Below are 15983 nucleotides of genomic sequence, written 5' to 3'. Positions count from 1 at the left end.
AATCCTCAGGGTTCCACCCGGATCCCATCCACCACGCGGAAGAAATGATACGCCGACGGCAGCGGGATGCACCAAATGGCCGGCGTGTTGGTCGGTGTCAGGTTCGGCGATACCGGAAACCAGATCGGTGCCTCCAGATTCTCACTGCCCTCCACGTGGTACCGGACACCCGGCAAGGCGGACCATGAGAGACAGAGGTTGGTGCCCACAAGCGCCGCCCCCGTGATCGTCACCGGCCGGCCCGTCTCCGGCCACGCGCTCGCCCGCACCGCGTAAGAGACGGGCGAACCAGGGCCATTGATGACCGACAGGTACCACTCACCGGGCGTCAACGGCACGGGATCCGAATCCTCGAACACCACGATCATCTCATCGCTCCGACCCGGGTTCAGACTCAGATAATCGAAGTTGTCGAACGTGGCCGGCGGCCAGCCCTTCCGGGCGACCAGGACCACGTCCCCGGTGGGATCCATCACGTCGAACTGAGCGCGCCGCGCATCCGGCGGGACCACGAACCGGAAGTAGTCCGTGCCGTCCGCGGCCACCGTGCCCAGGTAGGGAATGCCGTTGGTCAGCGTGACGATCGGCGCGGTCCACGCCTGCTCGAGTGCCACAAGTGTGTAGGAAGCCGGTGCCGTGTCCCGATTGTACACGCCGATGAGCCACGTGCCCGGCGTCAATGGCACGGGAACCGAATTGGTCAAAATCACGACCTCCTCATCGGTGTAACCGGGCTGAAAACTGCCGTAGTCATACGCCGACAAGGTCGGGAACAGCGGGGCCCGGCGCACCACCAGGTCCGCATTGGCCGTCAGTTCCGTCATCCGGACCAACAAAGCCGCCGCAGCCGCTGATACATTGAAACTGAAATACCTCGGGCCCATGCCCGGACTTTCCGTTCCAAACAGCGGCACGCCGTTCGTCAACGGGGTCACGTTGAAGTCCACTCGCAACGAGTAGGAGACCGGGGTGGCATTCGTGTTCTCCACACCCAGGAAGTACCGCCGGCCCGGCACCAGGGGCGGTGTGCTTCCGGCCGTGAGCGTGAAGGCGCCGCCGGTGCTCTGCGAGAGCAACAGAATGTCGCCGGCGTTGGTGCCGTAGGGAACCTCGTTCTGGTTGAACCACAGGTTCACCGGCGCCGAGGCCGTCACCAATGTGTTGGTGGCCGCCAATGCCCATCCCGGCACCTCCACCACGTGGAACATCATCTGGCTGGCGGGGAGCGTGTTCGTCACCGCTTCGTTGTTCACCAGCCGCCTAGGGACAGCGAAGTCGCTCAAGTATACAAACCGCAGTTGCCAGCTCCGCAGCACCGGCGCCGGATTGGTCGCACCCGCGCGCATGTCCCAGACCTCCAACCGCCACTCACCCGACGCCTCCTCCCCCGTCAGGGCACGCAACGATTCCTCCGGTTGAGCATACAGCGGGCTCGGAAATTCGGTCAGGGAGACGGTGTCCAACCAGACCTGCGAACCCTCCGGGGGACTCTGAAGCACAACCGTGGTGGCCGGGCCCGTGGCCGTAAAGGCCAGTGTGTTGGTCACCCAGTTGGTGCTCGCACTCCAGACCGTGTTGGTCACGGCGCCCGCGACCGCCGCCGACAGAACCGGAACACCGGGACAGACCTCCGGCGGCATCGGCAGCGCGCATTTCCCTCTCGGTCCCGCCTCATAAATCAACCGGATCTCCTCCGGCGTCAGCGCACGGTTGTACAACGCCGGTTCGTCAATCAACCCGGCAAACAGAGATGCCAGTTGAGTCCCGTCCGCCTCTCCGCCGATCACCAGGTCATTGTTCCCGGGCCACAAGCTGCCCGGCTGGTACGTCTCGGCAGCCAGGCCTCCATTCACATACAATCGAATGTATGTCCCGTCGTAGGTGCCCGCCACATGAGTCCATGCGTTCAAGGGAACCGGACTGCCCGAGCGGGCCATGCATGGAGAGGAACAGTCAAACCCGTCGAAACTGATGGCCAGATACGGACGCCCCATCGGATCCAGCGAAAGCCCGAAGCTCCGGTCATTGCTGCCAAGCGCACCCCACCGCGTCAGGATGTCGTCAAACGTCCCACGGGACGTCGGATAAACCCAAGCCTCTGCCGTCAGCCCCGTCCGTACCTGGAAAGCCGGCCGGAACGGGACCCGAACCGCGTCCGCAACGCCGTCGAACCCGAAGGCCGTCCCCGTCATGCCGTTTGTGAAGCGCGATGCCGCAGCTCCGAGATAGACACCGTCGAATCCGTTCACCACGTCCCGTGCGTCGCCCTCCCCCGGCCACCAACTGATGATGCCCGTGAGCGGGGACGCCCGCCGGGTGACGAACTGCAACAGGTAATTGCGGCCCGTGACCGTCGGCAGCGTTCGAACCAGGGTGCCCCCCTGCAGGCTCAGAAACTGATTGCCCGTGTGCGCCCACGCGGCATTGCTCACCACCATCACCGCGCCCGGACCGGCATTCGTCCAGCCATCCACCGCCCGACCGCGATCATACCAGCCCGGCGGATCGGTTTCGAACCCCCCCAGGAACGTCACCAGCCGGTTCGTCGGCGGCGCGAACGGCGGACTCAAAAACTTGATCGGCACCGGGGCAAGATTCGTGTTCTCGGTCAAAATCAAATAATTGTGGATCTCGCGGATCGAACTGAGCGTGTACCGCCATTCGGTGTTGGTCTGCAGATTGCCGGTCTCGTTGACGGTAACCGTGACCAGGGTCGAGGTTCCCGGACCGAATTCCAGATTCAACCGGCCCGTGCCACCGACCAATCCGGTGTCGGCAAGCAATTCACCTTCGTAATACACCCGCATCCGATCCGGCAGCGTGAAGAAATCATAGTCAATCGTCACGGAGCCATGGTTGACCCCCGTGTCCACGATGTTGGTCACCGGATCCGGCCCGCCGCTGTACTCCACGGGCACCACATTGGTGATCCAGTAGGTCGAGCCCATGCCGGCCGTGCTGGCCCAACCCCGGGCCTCACTCAGCAGGACCCTCGTACCGCTGGGACTGACCAGCGTGATCGCCAGGTCGGACACCCGCGGATGATCCACACGCAACCCCACCTCCACCGACGCGATGCGCCCCCGGTTCGTCACCACAAGCGTCCCATACGCCACCGCATCATCGGGCAACGGAACCTCCTCGTCCGAGGTGAACAGAACCGGCCGGATGCCCGCCGGGTCACGGTCCACCCGGACCGCGATCTGCACATACTGCGCAAACGGCTGCGGATTGTAGACGCCAATGTAATACCGCCCCGGGCGCAGCGGCGGCGTGCTGCTGCGGTCCACACTCAGACAGGCACCCGGAACCGGGATCGGCAGGTAATGATCGTACTCCGTCCGGCTCGGGAAGTCGCCGTGCCGCAGATACAATTCGACGGGCGCGTTGGTCGTCGTGACACACACCGTCAGATTCGTGGCGTCTTCGGGCACATCCACGACCTCATACCGGAAACTGAAGGGCTGGATCCCGCGCCACGCATTGGTTTCATCCAACCGCAGGGGCTCGATCCGCAACGAGAGATGATCCACCCGCCCCGTCTGGGTGAGCGCGTCGTCGAGTACCTGCAACACCCACAAACCGGCGGCTTCCTCGCCCACGAACTCGCGCAGGCTGCCCGGCCCGTCGGAGAGTGTCGCACCGGGGATGTCCCCCTCCTGCAGGTCCTCGTAAATCGTCAGCGCCGTCAGGGGCGGCGGAATCGCGGGATAAGTGTGGTTCCGCAACACCGCGAACCGGTTGTTGTGGCTGAGGCTCACCACCAGGTCTCCGAAGTTCTGATGGGTCAGCACGTTGGTCACAATGACCCGGCGCGCCTGCATCGGCAGGGTGGCCACGCCGAACACCAGAGCCGCTCCGGGCGCCGCCGGTGAACCGTCCGGCACCACCGCCGGCACCGGAAAACCACGGACGATCTGGTTCCCATCCTCCAGCGTGCTGAACGGCAGCAGACTGAACACGCCGAGGAACCCGTAGTCGGACGCCATCTGATCCTCCGCCTTCACACCCACGTAATACACACCGCCCGGCACGGCGTTGGAATACACGATCAGCTCCGTCCCGCCCCGTCCGCGCGAACGATCGGCCGTGGCCAAGGCCACCGGATCCAGATTCGTCAAGGCCGGGTTCAGCGACACATAGAGATCAATGTCGGCCTCCAATCGCGTGGCGTTTTCCACCTCCGCCTCATGCACGCCCATCCGCGGAATCGAGAGCGTGTGAGGCAGGAAGGTCACGAAGGCCGCGTTGGTGTAGTTCTGCGTGTTGGTCAACACGTAGAACCTCCACTGCGATGCCAGTCCGTTGGTGATGCCGAGCAGGGGCGGGTTCGCGCCCAACCGCTCGCCCAGCAGAAGCACGCCGGCATACCCGGGCGTGGTGTCCGGGTTGAAGGTGTTCGTGGTCTGGCGCAACGTGGCCGCTGCGGAGGCACTCGCCGTCAGATCGGACACCGTGAACGCGTCCTCCAGGTCGCCGTCCCCGCTGGAGATCACCAGGGCATAGTCCTGGGCGATGTTGTTCGTATGTTCACTGACGGCGTTCACATTGACGCGCCGGCCCACGACCGTCACACTGTAGTTCGTCCCCAACGGCGGCGGCAGAAAGACGTTCTCCACGTTGTTGACCACGTCCATCCGCGGCGGTTCGTTCGTGCTCCATGGCTGGGTGAAATCGCTGCCGCCCGGAATGTCGTTGCCAAAATACACCTCGCCGGTGTCGAGGTTGGTCACCACCAGGTCCAGGTCGTTGACCAGTTTGACCCCCGCGGCCGGATTGCCCGGCGGGTCGGTCCAGACCAACGTGATCCGCAACGGCAATGCCCGCGCCTCCTCGGTGAGGGTCAGCAGGCGCACGTGCCGGTCACCGGTCACCAACGCGTTCGTGGGACTCTGATCGAAGAAGACCAGCGGCCCCTGTCGGGACGGCAGTCCGTTGGTCAGGACCGGAGGCAGGGTCGTGGGGAGGTTGACCCTGCCCCAGCCCTGGTAATTGTGGAGCGTCCGCACCTCAAGGTCATAAATGGGATTGACCGAGCGGGCACCGTTGATGAGCAGCGCCTTCATCAGGGCCGGGCTGGGCCGGAATCCGCGCTGCTCGAAATACTCCTGCATCAGGGCCAGCGTGCCCGCCACATGCGCCGCCGCCATGCTGCTGCCGCTTTCATAACGGTACCAGGGGCCGAGGGCATCGTTCAGTTCCCGGCGCACATCGAGTTCGTTGCCCAGGTCGTTGGTGGTCGAGACCCGGATCCGCAGGTTGAATGTCACGTAGGCACCCGTCGGATTGCCCACCCCGATGTTCCAACTGGTGTCCCGGGGCGAAAGATCGGGGGTCAGGTCCGGAGGAATCGTCACCCGGTTCGTCCCCGCCACGTCAGCCGGCGTGGGGAAATCACCCGCACGCACGAACAGTGGCAGATCGGGAAACGGCACGGGCGAGTCCGGATGCGGCAGGACCTCGATCTCCAACTGCACGGCATTGTAAGGGACCCAGACGGCGTACCGGTTGATGGCCCCCGGCGCAATCGTCAGACCGGTAAACTCGTCCTGGTAAACATTCGTGGGATTGTAATACTCGTCTTCGTTCCACTGCCCGGAGCGCGTCGAGACCACCCACTCGCCCGGCGCCACCACGTCGGGCTTGAACCGGCCGAACTCACCCTCGACACCCACCCCGGTGTTCCCCCGACTGGACGAGGCCGCCACCTGATCGTCGCTGTCGGTGTCCTCCCTCCAGGGCGCGTTGGTCACGCAGAGCTCGATCGTGTTGGTGCCGGTGTCAAACGGCTGGCAGATGACAACCTCGTTGGTGATGTTGCGCGGTTGCTCCAGCGACCCCACCGTGATCACGTTCTTGGCCGTGCCCGGCGACCGGATGGAGTCCGCCTCACCCCCGAGTCCGGAACCGTTTCCCCCGCCGTAGTTGCCGGCCGCGAAGACAAACAACAGCGGTTGCGCGCCCGGCTCCAGCGGCAGCGCATCGCGCGTGGCCGCATCGTATCGCGCGGCCGCCAGGTCGTAACCGGTCCGCCCGGCGTAATGCCAGCTGTTGTTGGAGACGAAAGCGTTGGTCCGTGCCGCCGTCTCCTGAAGGACCGAATCCGGCAGGATGGGCGTCCCGCCGGCACGACCCGGCCGTTCCTCGATCCCCACCGGCTGCACGAAGACCCGCGCCGCCGGCGCCACCCCGCGGAACTGACCGGTCACGCCCGGCATCGGTGAACCGCTGGCATTCGTCACGGTTGACGACATGACGCCGCTGCCGGCAATGGTGCCGATCACATGCGTCCCGTGCCCGTTGGTGTCCGTCAACACCGCGGGAATGGCCGCCAGCATCCGACCCGCCAGATCCGGATGCGAGGCATCCACGCCCGAATCATTGACGTTGATCAACACGTTGGTCCCGGTCAGTCCCATCCACGATTCCGGCGCCACGGGTGTCTCCGCCACACCGATGCGAACCCGTCCCAGGTCATTGGCCGGCACCCGGTACGTGGCCGACTCAACCAGTTGCACCTCCGGCAGCCGCACCACATCGAGCCACCGCTCCGGCGGGGGTTCGACCGTCCACACCGGTCCGAACGGCGAGGGTTCCTCCGCCAGCACGCGGGCTCCGATCTGCGCAAGCGCCCGCCGGGCCTCCGCACTCGCATCCTCGAACACCGCCACCTCGAGCCGATCCCCCAATCCCAGCGGCACCTGCGCCACCGCCCGCGGCAGCAGGTCACCACGCAACTTGTAATAGGGCTCGTAAGGCAGAATGGCGCGCACGTCCGGGTGTCCCCGCAGTTTGTCCACCACCTGCGCCGTGGCCCGCACCAGGTAGGCGTTGTTGGGGATGTAGGCCACCACGCGGGCACCGGCTATCCGCAGGGCGGCCTGTACAACCGCCGGATTCTCCGCACGATGTTGCACAATGTAGGCACCGGGATCTCCGTCAGCCCGCAGATGCCGCGGCGGTTCCGGAGCCGGGCCGGCCGCCGTGTCCACCAGGGCGTTTTCCAACAAGATGGCCGTGGGAAGCCGGAGCCACTCGCCAGCGGCATGCGCGGCATTGGTCAGACGAAGCAATGCCCGGTTGGTCACCATCCCGGCGACCAATGCCCGCCGGGCCCAGACAGCCTCCCCCAGCTCGGGCCGCAAGGCGCGCGGAGTCACGTCCAGAACCGCGCCGGAGCCGCTCTCCACTGAAGCTGGCGCGGAGCGATCCATCAAAACTCGTCTTTGCTCGGCCCATTGCCACAGGACGGCAGACAGCCCGAACAGAAACAGGCTGAGCAAGAACCGGAAGGATGGTCGCTTGGACATACAACACTCCTCAAGCCAACGTCATCTCAAACTCCCACAACCACCGCCAATTGCAAGCCACGATTGACCATCCCGTGCCCGACCTCAGTTCGGATCGAGCCAGTTGAACTGTTCCACCACCGCGCGCGGATGCTCGGGCGCGTCCTCGACCCGGATGACCGCCCGCACGGCGCTCTCGGCGGTGATCGCATAGTTCTCGAACATCCCCAGGAACGGCCCGCTCCGGATCAGGGAGTTGGGCGCCGGTTGCAACGCCTGCCCGTAGGCGTACACCACGAAACGGGGTTGCTCGTCGGCCTTCAACAAACCCAGGACCAGCTCGGGCAACCGTTCCACCGCTCCATCCGTCAGGCCGTATTGCAATTGCAGACCCGAAGTGTTCAGGAACGGAGAAGCCTCCGTCAGCTCCGGCACCGCAAGGATGTCACCCGTATGCTCGAACACCTGCCGCGGGAAAAGGTTGGTCAATGACCGCGTGCGGTTGATCCCGTTGACCAGACGCACGACGGGCGACCAGGTGTTCGTGTCATACGGATCATGGATCCCGGCGGGCGGGATCGGAACCGGCCGCAGATGTTCGCTCAACCAGGTGCGCTGCGGATCCCGCAACCAACGCAGGCGCACCTCCGAATCCGGCAGGGCGTTGGTCAGGGCCAGCGCACCGCTGAACACCGCCGACCACGCGGCCAGGTTCGTCTGGTTCACCGACAGCCGCCCCCTGGAGGAAACCTCGTCATAGGCCGTGGTGAAAAGGTCGAACAACAGCCGGTCCTGCGGCGGGGACATGTTCAGGGCGTCGAAAAGATTGGTGTTCCCCGTCCAGTCACGCGCCCAGTAACCCAGGCCGGCCGCCCCGGCGGCGATCTGCGCGGCCTTCAAATACACCGTCTGCCAGGGCGTGCCGCGGTGCACCCGGCCGACCCATCCGATGGTAGGAAACGCATTGGTGGGAAAGACCCAGTCGTCCGACGACCAAACCCCGGGATCCTTGACCGACATGTCGAACGCGTGCGGATCGGTGCTTCCGAGCGGGTTGCCGCCCCAGGGACGGAACCGCTTGTTGAGCCGGCCGATGTTCTCGAGCAGTTGCACCGGCACGCCCGGCTTGACCGACTCGTCGCGCAGCTCCTCCTCGGACGGCCAGTACCGCAGATCACTCGCCAGATAATGCACCAGCGGATCGTTCGCCTGCCAGGTATGATGCCGCGATATCCGGCGGGACGGCGTGAACGGCACCTGATGCTCCAGATTCGTATTGACCATGTTCGCAAACCGGAGCGGAGAAAGACCCAGAAAGGCCCGGAACGCGTCAATCTCCCAGTCCCGACTCATCCCGGGCGGCAACCCGTAACTGGTCCAGTCCACGGTGTTGCCGCCGTATTCACCAAGGGCGATCCGGATCTGATAGACGATCCCCCGCGTCACATGGTTGACCGTGTTGCCGCCCACGCGGTTGGTGTCCCAGAGCAGTCCCCAGGCAAGTCCGTTCGGATCGTCCGTGCGCGTCCGGCTGAACTCGGCCGCCAGGTCGCGGAACTCCTCCAGGCGGTCGAGCTGGACATAGTCCAGGAGCGGCCCGGAGGGACCGTCCGCCTGGATGACCGCCCGCAACCGGGCGCGCACCACCAGCCCGAATCGCGGCACCGGGAACCCGGGCATCTCCGGAAAGCGCAGCAGGTTGGTGTCGAGGTTGGGCGTGTTGTGATACCAGAAGGCCGGCGGGACAAAGGTGATGTTCGTGTAAATCGGCACCACGAACGAGGCTGGGTCCGGGCTCTGCAGACTCCGGTAGCCGGGCCAACGGGTGAGATTCGTCAACGCGCTGAAGAGGATCCGGTTGGTCAGGGAAAACCCGGGCGTGATCTGCATGGGGCCGAACTCATTGGTGAGCACCATCGTCACGTCCCCGGAAATCCGCACCAGCACCGGATTGGTGAAATCGGCACGGTACGAGTTCCAGAACTCGGCCGCCAGCACGTTCGTCAGGCTGATGATGTACAGCTGGTTGGTCTGGAACTGGTCCGGCCGGGCCTGCAGCGAGGGCTTGCGGATCTTCACCTTCCGCGTGACGTCGAAAACGGTCTGCATGGCGAATTCGTTGAAGTTCGGCAGGCCCGATTTCACCCCCACCACCCATGGCACACCGTAAACGTTGATCCTCTGGTCGGGCCCCTGCCCCACCTCCTGAATGTCCACCGGCGGCCGCAGATACGCGCGGGGATCGCCCGCAACCATTTCATAACCGGTGATCCACACGTCCGGTCCCTGCCGGCTGAACACCGGCCGGAACACCGTGGGCCACCGGTTCGTGTTCTGCGCGTCATACAAATTCGCGGCCAGTTGCAGCAACCGATGCACCGACGGCGTGTAAACGAACCGGTTGCTCACCCACACCGGAATGTTGGTGATGCCGAACGGCTGGTTGGTGCCGAACGTCAGCAGATAGTCCGCCGGACTGCTCCGCAGCCATTCGGCCGTGTAGGCCCGCAACATCCGATCAGCCGCGTTGGTGAAAAAGGCCGGCGGATGCCAGGGATAGAAATTCGTGGGACTGAGCACCCCCGTGGTGGGATTCCGAAGCGTCAGATTGTCGAAGGTCAGATGCATGCGGTCCGACGGCACCGGGGCCGAATCGGTCCCCAACTGCGCCAGCAGCCGGTAGAATGTGTAGCGGTCGTAGGTGTTGGTCTTGGTCCCGGCCTGCAGCAGCCGGTCGCTCAACGATACCGTGCCCGCCGGTCCGGCCCGGGTCTTGTTGGGATCGAACAGGTCCTGCGTGTCGAAAAAGGCCTGCGGACTCTCCGCGCCGGGCCAGCCAAAGGAAACCCGCAATCCGTCGTTGTCCACCGGCGGCAGAAACAACCCCGTCAGCAGCGGCCCGTTGAGCATGTCGTCCACCCGGTTCGTGCTGAACACCAGCACGCCCGCCGGACCGAACAACTGCGCCACGGTGCGCAGATTGTTGTAACTGCCCCGGTACCGGTACGACAGCAGCGCAACCGCGTCGTCAAACGCCGTTCCCCGACTCGGCTGCGTCAGGTTCGTGTTGTACAGATACGGCACCGAGGGCGGATACGGCGGTTCCGCCCCGGAGAGATTGCCCAGATTCCACAGGTTCGTGTTCAGATCCGCCAGGAACGCCGCCAGGTTCATCTCGAACGGTGCCACACCCATGTTCCGGATGTACCCGTCCCAGCGCGGATTCAGCATCTTGGCCTGGTTGTGAATGGCGTTCAGATCCAGTGTCTTTCCCGCAGGCACGGCGATCCAGGCGTACCGCGCCACGAAACGGTTCGTGGGCGAGTGCGGCAGGTCGGGCCGTTCCAACACCCCCACCCACTCGGGATCGCCGATCATGTACTGGAAAACCGCGTTGCTCAGGCTGGTCGTCTCCGCGCCGTCCACGGCCAGATACCGGCCCGAAGGCAGGATGACCGGTTGCCAGCCGTTGGTGTCGTACCGGCCGTTCCGGTTCAGGTCCAGGTAATACCGGAAATCCACCGTGCCGTCCTCGTTGGTGATGAACACCGGCGGCCTCGGTGCATACAACAGGTTCGCCAGGTTCTGACGGTAATCGTCCTGGTTCAGAGGGCGGCCGTCGGCATACACGTAACTTACATTGGTCGCCCAGCTGCGCAGCGCCGGCGTGAGCGGGCCCGTCCGCTGCGCGGGGTTGAATCCGAGCGGGTTGATGTAATTGGTGGACACCCGCAGGTCATATGCGGAGAGATTGGTAAAGGCCAGGATCGGCGCCAGCAGTTCCGCTTGGGCACGCTGCAACGCCATCTCGGCCGCCTGCCGGGCCACCGCCTGCTGGGCCGTCGTGCTTACCGCCCCGCGCTCCCGCTGCGTCAACACCAGGAACGCCACCGCCAGAAAGGTGATCACGGAAATCAGGATCACCGTCACCACCAGCGCCACGCCGCGGTTCCCGGCCCGCGACCACCCCACCCGTGAACCCGGCACCAGCCGGGGGCCGGCACCGGCGCCCGCCCCGCAACCTTCCAGCGGGTCCGCATTCCAAGGACTCGGTTTCATCGTGTCTCCCAATCCCAGTAGGCCGAGGGATCGACCAGGGGAAGTTTCACCCATTGCCGGAACAGATGCGTGCGACCCGCCTGCTGCCTCAGAAACTCGCGCCGCGCCGCCGGATCGGGAATGGAGGCGGCGCGTTCCCACGTTCGTCGCTCCACCACGCCCAGTTCCACCTCCACCGCCGCCGGGATGGCATTGCTCTTGAACAGATACAGGCCCACCTCACCCGGAACCACCCCCGAAAGCCGGACATCGCTCCTGATGTGGTTGGGGTCGTTGGGCAGATCCTCTCGAATCCACACGCCGTTCGTGTCGAACGCGCGCACGCGGAAATGCACCACGCCGTCGGCCACGCGGTTCAGATTCGTCAGCGGCGTCTTCAAAAACGCCAACAACTGCGCGCGCAACTCTTCCGGCGCCAGGTTGGTGGCCGCGTAACGGTACAACACCCCGCCCCCGGCGTCCGGACTGCCCACACGGTAACCGATGGCGTTCCACCGCCGGTTCTCCCGGGTCAGAAAGAAGAGGTCCATCAGGACGTTCGTCCGCTGCTCCCCTCCCGGCAGGTCCTGCAACAACGGCTGGTATACGAAAGGCGGCGGTATCTCGGCATAGAAATTGGCCACATTCGGCAGGCCCGAGGGCGTCACCAGAACCAGCTCCCGCCGCAACAGGTCGCCGACCAGCCGGCCCGACTCCAGCACGTCCGTCTGCGCCAGACCCGTGCGGAACGCCCGCTGGGTCTGCCCGAACATTGCCACCAAACCCAGGATGATGACCGACAACAGCCCCGCCACCACCAGGATTTCGATCAGCGAAAAGGCCCGAACCCGGGCCCCACCCGTCCGGCCCCACATCCTGTTCTCATCAGTGGCGTGCCACACGTTCATGGGTACCTCGCGAACATGCCCGGTTCATAGAAATGCAGCGGCCCCAGATTGGTCCGCACCCCGCCGATCACGCCGCGAAACACCAGGCGCCCGTTCCCCGTCTCGCCGTTGGGCCGCACGGGCCAGCGGAAAAGCAGACGGACCTCGTGCAGGTTGACGTGCAGATTGCGGACCACCCACCAGTAATTGGACCGCTGCACCGCCTCCGCCGGCGGCAACCCCTGGAGGTCGAACGCGACCCAGTTGGTGTCCCATTCCCGGTACGGCACCACCTCGGTCACCATGCGGTACCGGAACGCCAGTTCGTTCACCGCCGGATCGTCCTGCGGCGGCTTCTCCACCGCCGGGCCGCTGAAAGCCCGCACATACGCCACCACATGGTTGCTGCGGAAACCGGCCGGACGATGGACGTCCGGCACGTAAATGTACCGGGGCGTCCCCAGCACGCCCACAATGGTCGCACCGTTGGTCAACGGCAGAAACGGCGGCGCATCCACGCTCGTGATGTCCGAGTTCGTCGGTGTGTACAGGTCCCGACCCTGGCCCAGAAGCCGGCCGTTCATGTCCCAATCCGCCCAGTGAACCTCGATCCGCTCCACCCAGTTGGTCAGGTCGTCGTACCCGCGCGCACCGCCCTGCAAGGCTGTCAGCCACACCTGCGCATCCTGCAGAACGATCGTCTCCTCCCGGTTTTCCTGCTGCGTCTGCAGCCCGACGGGCAGCACCCCCACGATCGCCACCAGCGCAAACCCGATGATCGCCAGGCTGAGGGCGATCTCCACCATCGTGAAGCCCTGCCGGCGCAGCCGCCCCTGCCCTGCGCCATTGCTTCCCCCCCGGCCCGGCAAGCCTGTCCACCGCGTCCTCATCGCACCTCCTGTCGGATGACCCGCGCCCGCCCGGTCAGCCATTCCACATGAACCAGGTTGAAGGCGTTGGTGCTGTTTCCCGGCGGTCTCTCGGTCACCGAGGGCGGCTGCTGCAACGGCAGCCCGTCCGGACCATACGCCGCCGTCACACTCCCGCGGGCCAGCGGGATGGAAGCGTCCTGGAACCCGCCCGGACCCTCCTCGGAGACCAGTTGCCCCAGATGGTTGAACGCCAGATAGGGAAGCCGGAAGGAGGTCGAGCCCCGGGCCGTCGGAAACGGAACGCCCAGTTCCGGCCGCGTCCATCGGAAGGGTTGCACCACATGGTACCGTTCGGCGGGCAGAGGCGGCGCCGGATCGGCAATCCGCATCGGCGGCCCGTTGTAAGTGAATTTCCACGGCGGAATGAACACGCCATCCGGCAGGATCCGCCAGTCGGACAAATAACGCGGATGCCGCGCCCCCGGCTGATCCCCGACACTGCGCACCGTGACGAAGTTGTAAGCCCTCAGTTGCTTGTCGAACAATTTGACCGCCTGCTCCCGTTGATCCGCCGACAGCGCGTTCCACGCCGCACCGTTCCCGGGCGCGCTGGCGTCCAACCAAAACGACGCCGGTAGAAACACCACATACACCGTGGTCCGCTGGCTGATGGCCACCTGCCGGGCACGGGCCAGATCGTCCAACAGCTGCCGGGTGCCGGCAACCTGCGCCTCCGCCTGCCCGAAATTCTTCAGCGCCGGCACCGTCAGAGCCGCCAGAATGCCCATGATCACCAGCACCGTCAGCAGCTCCAGCAACGTAAACGCCCGGTGGCACGGCCCGGGAACCCCTCCCGGCCCGCGCGCAACGGCAAATGGGCAAAGGCAGCGCATCAGCCTCATTCTTTCCAACTCAGGATGTTGTCCGCGTTGGCCCCCTCATTGGCCCTGCGCGTCGGATCCACCATCCCGTCCGGCCCGGCCGACCATACCATGATGGGATCGTGCGACTCGTAAAACGTCTGTCCCCCCACGGTCTTGCGCACCAGGCCGTACAGACCGCGACCCGGATTGGCCGGATCGGCCGAGACCTGCGGCGAGCGGTAAAACGCGTCGCGCGCACTCTCATCATAATTCAGGTCCAGCGTGATCACGTACGGGTTGCCCCACGGATCCCGGTACACACCGTCCGGGCCCACGCCCGGGTCACCCGGATTGCTCACCACCCGCGGATTCAACAGCTTCTGCCGTTGTGGATTCCGGCGATGTCCCTGGTTGACCTGGTTGACCACCGCCGTGCCGGAAGGAAATCCTTCCACATCCATCAGAATCGCAATCACCTCGGCATTCTGCGCCACGCCGGGAAAACCGGCCGTGTAACCCGGTGTGCCCACGTTCAAGGGCGGGCCGTTGGGACGCCGGAACTGGCCGCCATAGGTGAAATCGTCGGCAGGCGTCAGTTTGGCCGCCGCCTGCTGGGCCTCCGTGGAAACCGGGAAGCGGCTGTAAAGCGATTCATACTGGCGGATGGCCTGAACCAGGTCGGTGATCTCCACCTGCGCCCGTTTGACCAGCGCCTTCCGCTTGGCGGCCCCCAGGGTGGGGAGCAACAACCCGGCAAGAATCGCGATGATTCCGATCACCACCAGCAATTCCACCAGTGTGAACCCGGCGCAGGTTCGCGCCCGCCCGCCGTGTCCGATCGTCCGCCGGCGCCGGCACCTCGGGCCCGAACGCCGGCGCAAGCGATCCGAAACCATCCGCAACGCCGGTCGAAAAACCGTCTCCTCCCAGGCCACCGCCAGCTCGCGGCCCGGCTTCCGTCCGAGGGTTGGCTTCACAATTTGCATCTGTCGTTCCAGGTTGGGCATCGCACGGTCAGGGGACAATCTGCACCTTCGGCCCCCAGTTGGCGATGCGGTTGGTCTTGCCACCGATGATCACGTCCACCCAGAGATCGAACCCGCCCGGGTTGTTGGTCGGGTTGCTGGAAACGTAACGCCACGGATTCACGCCCGGGGCGGCCGGAATCGGTTGAAACGGATGATTCTGCGGCCAGTTCACCGAGCAGGTCAACAAACGCACCGTCTGACCGTTCAACGTCACCTCCCGCATCTGCGCCGGCTTCAGCCCGGTCAGAAACGCCCGCGCCGGAGGTGCATCGTCCACGTTGGCCGTGCGCGTGCAATTCAGGAACCCACGCACCGCCGCCCGGCCTCCCACCGTGCCGAAAACGGCCCCAAACGCCTGATCGGTGTCCCGAATGCGCACCGTCCCGTCCAGCGTCTCGTACACCCGCACGTCCGGCAGATACCGCGTGCCCGTCAGTTCGAAATACAACGGGTTCACATACGGCCACACCGGCGAGTTGGTCGGCGTGTCGGGCGGATACTGGCCGTAATGCTCCCGGTAGTTCTCGATGGCCACCGCGATTTGGGAGAGTTCCGACTGGACCTTGGCCCGCACGGCCCGCGCCTTGATCGCACCGGTCAGCGGAAACAACAAACCCGCCAGCACACCGATGATCGCGATCACCACCAACAGTTCAATCAGACTGAAGGCACGAACAGTCCGACTTCCACCCACAACAACGCTCACGTTCATGGCATCCGGTTCGTTGGGCGGTCGCGCAGCTCCTGCTCCAACCGCTCGCTCAACCACTGTTTGATCATGCTCTGGTAATTCAGGTACCGCGACCGGGCCAGCCGCTTGATCCGCGCCAGCATCCGCGGATCCATCCGCAACGTGATCGTCACCGAGTCGGTCCACTGCTGGCTGCTCACCAATGCCGCCTCCATCAGTCGCACGTCCGGACGGTTCTCCATCCAGAACTCGGCCTCGGCCGACTCGCTGTCGAACAACGGCACTTCCTCCCAGGACTGAAACGTCCGCATGACA

The 15983-nt window shown here is 65.0% G+C and carries 8 protein-coding genes; all 8 read right to left on the bottom strand.

The annotated features are described in order from the left end of the window. Nucleotides 1–5: 5 nt before the first annotated feature. Nucleotides 6–7310, bottom strand: a complete 7305-nt coding sequence (locus tag ACPDIX_RS00220; RefSeq protein WP_423429749.1) for a S8 family serine peptidase — start codon at nt 7308–7310, stop codon at nt 6–8. Between the two features lie 84 nt (nt 7311–7394). Continuing rightward, nucleotides 7395–11348, bottom strand: coding sequence for a hypothetical protein (locus tag ACPDIX_RS00215; protein WP_423429748.1), 3954 nt, complete (start codon nt 11346–11348; stop codon nt 7395–7397). Further along, entirely contained in the window at nt 11345–12235 is an 891-nt protein-coding gene (locus tag ACPDIX_RS00210; RefSeq protein WP_423429747.1) for a PilW family protein, read from the bottom strand. The genes ACPDIX_RS00215 and ACPDIX_RS00210 overlap by 4 nt, the downstream gene beginning before the upstream one ends. Beyond that, a complete protein-coding gene (locus tag ACPDIX_RS00205; protein ID WP_423429746.1) occupies nt 12232–13104 on the bottom strand; it encodes a type II secretion system protein in 873 nt (290 codons plus the stop codon). Before ACPDIX_RS00205 ends, ACPDIX_RS00210 begins: the two co-directional genes overlap by 4 nt. Further along, a complete protein-coding gene (locus tag ACPDIX_RS00200; RefSeq protein ID WP_423429745.1) occupies nt 13101–13988 on the bottom strand; it encodes a pilus assembly FimT family protein in 888 nt (295 codons plus the stop codon). Before ACPDIX_RS00200 ends, ACPDIX_RS00205 begins: the two co-directional genes overlap by 4 nt. Continuing rightward, entirely contained in the window at nt 13985–14935 is a 951-nt protein-coding gene (locus ACPDIX_RS00195) for a type II secretion system protein (RefSeq protein WP_423429744.1), read from the bottom strand. The genes ACPDIX_RS00200 and ACPDIX_RS00195 overlap by 4 nt, the downstream gene beginning before the upstream one ends. A gap of 28 nt (nt 14936–14963) precedes the next feature. Beyond that, complete coding sequence (locus tag ACPDIX_RS00190) at nt 14964–15689, bottom strand: type II secretion system protein (protein WP_423429743.1); 726 nt, start codon at nt 15687–15689, stop codon at nt 14964–14966. Further along, complete coding sequence (locus ACPDIX_RS00185; protein WP_423429742.1) at nt 15686–15979, bottom strand: CopG family antitoxin; 294 nt, start codon at nt 15977–15979, stop codon at nt 15686–15688. The genes ACPDIX_RS00190 and ACPDIX_RS00185 overlap by 4 nt, the downstream gene beginning before the upstream one ends. Nucleotides 15980–15983 lie beyond the last annotated feature (4 nt).

Origin of the sequence: Limisphaera sp. 4302-co (assembly GCF_049537155.1) — a bacterium.
GTDB lineage: Bacteria > Verrucomicrobiota > Verrucomicrobiia > Limisphaerales > Limisphaeraceae > Limisphaera.
Note: the sequence above shows the minus strand (reverse complement) of the source record. Positions and strands in the feature narration are given on the sequence as shown.

Coding starts and splice junctions, on each gene's coding strand:
- ACPDIX_RS00220 (WP_423429749.1), bottom strand. CDS start 7,310: ATGTCCAAGCGACCATCCTTCCGGTTCTTGCTCAGCCTGTTTCTGTTC.
- ACPDIX_RS00210 (WP_423429747.1), bottom strand. CDS start 12,235: ATGAACGTGTGGCACGCCACTGATGAGAACAGGATGTGGGGCCGGACG.
- ACPDIX_RS00185 (WP_423429742.1), bottom strand. CDS start 15,979: ATGCGGACGTTTCAGTCCTGGGAGGAAGTGCCGTTGTTCGACAGCGAG.
- ACPDIX_RS00215 (WP_423429748.1), bottom strand. CDS start 11,348: ATGAAACCGAGTCCTTGGAATGCGGACCCGCTGGAAGGTTGCGGGGCG.
- ACPDIX_RS00200 (WP_423429745.1), bottom strand. CDS start 13,988: ATGAGGCTGATGCGCTGCCTTTGCCCATTTGCCGTTGCGCGCGGGCCG.
- ACPDIX_RS00195 (WP_423429744.1), bottom strand. CDS start 14,935: ATGCAAATTGTGAAGCCAACCCTCGGACGGAAGCCGGGCCGCGAGCTG.
- ACPDIX_RS00190 (WP_423429743.1), bottom strand. CDS start 15,689: ATGAACGTGAGCGTTGTTGTGGGTGGAAGTCGGACTGTTCGTGCCTTC.
- ACPDIX_RS00205 (WP_423429746.1), bottom strand. CDS start 13,104: ATGAGGACGCGGTGGACAGGCTTGCCGGGCCGGGGGGGAAGCAATGGC.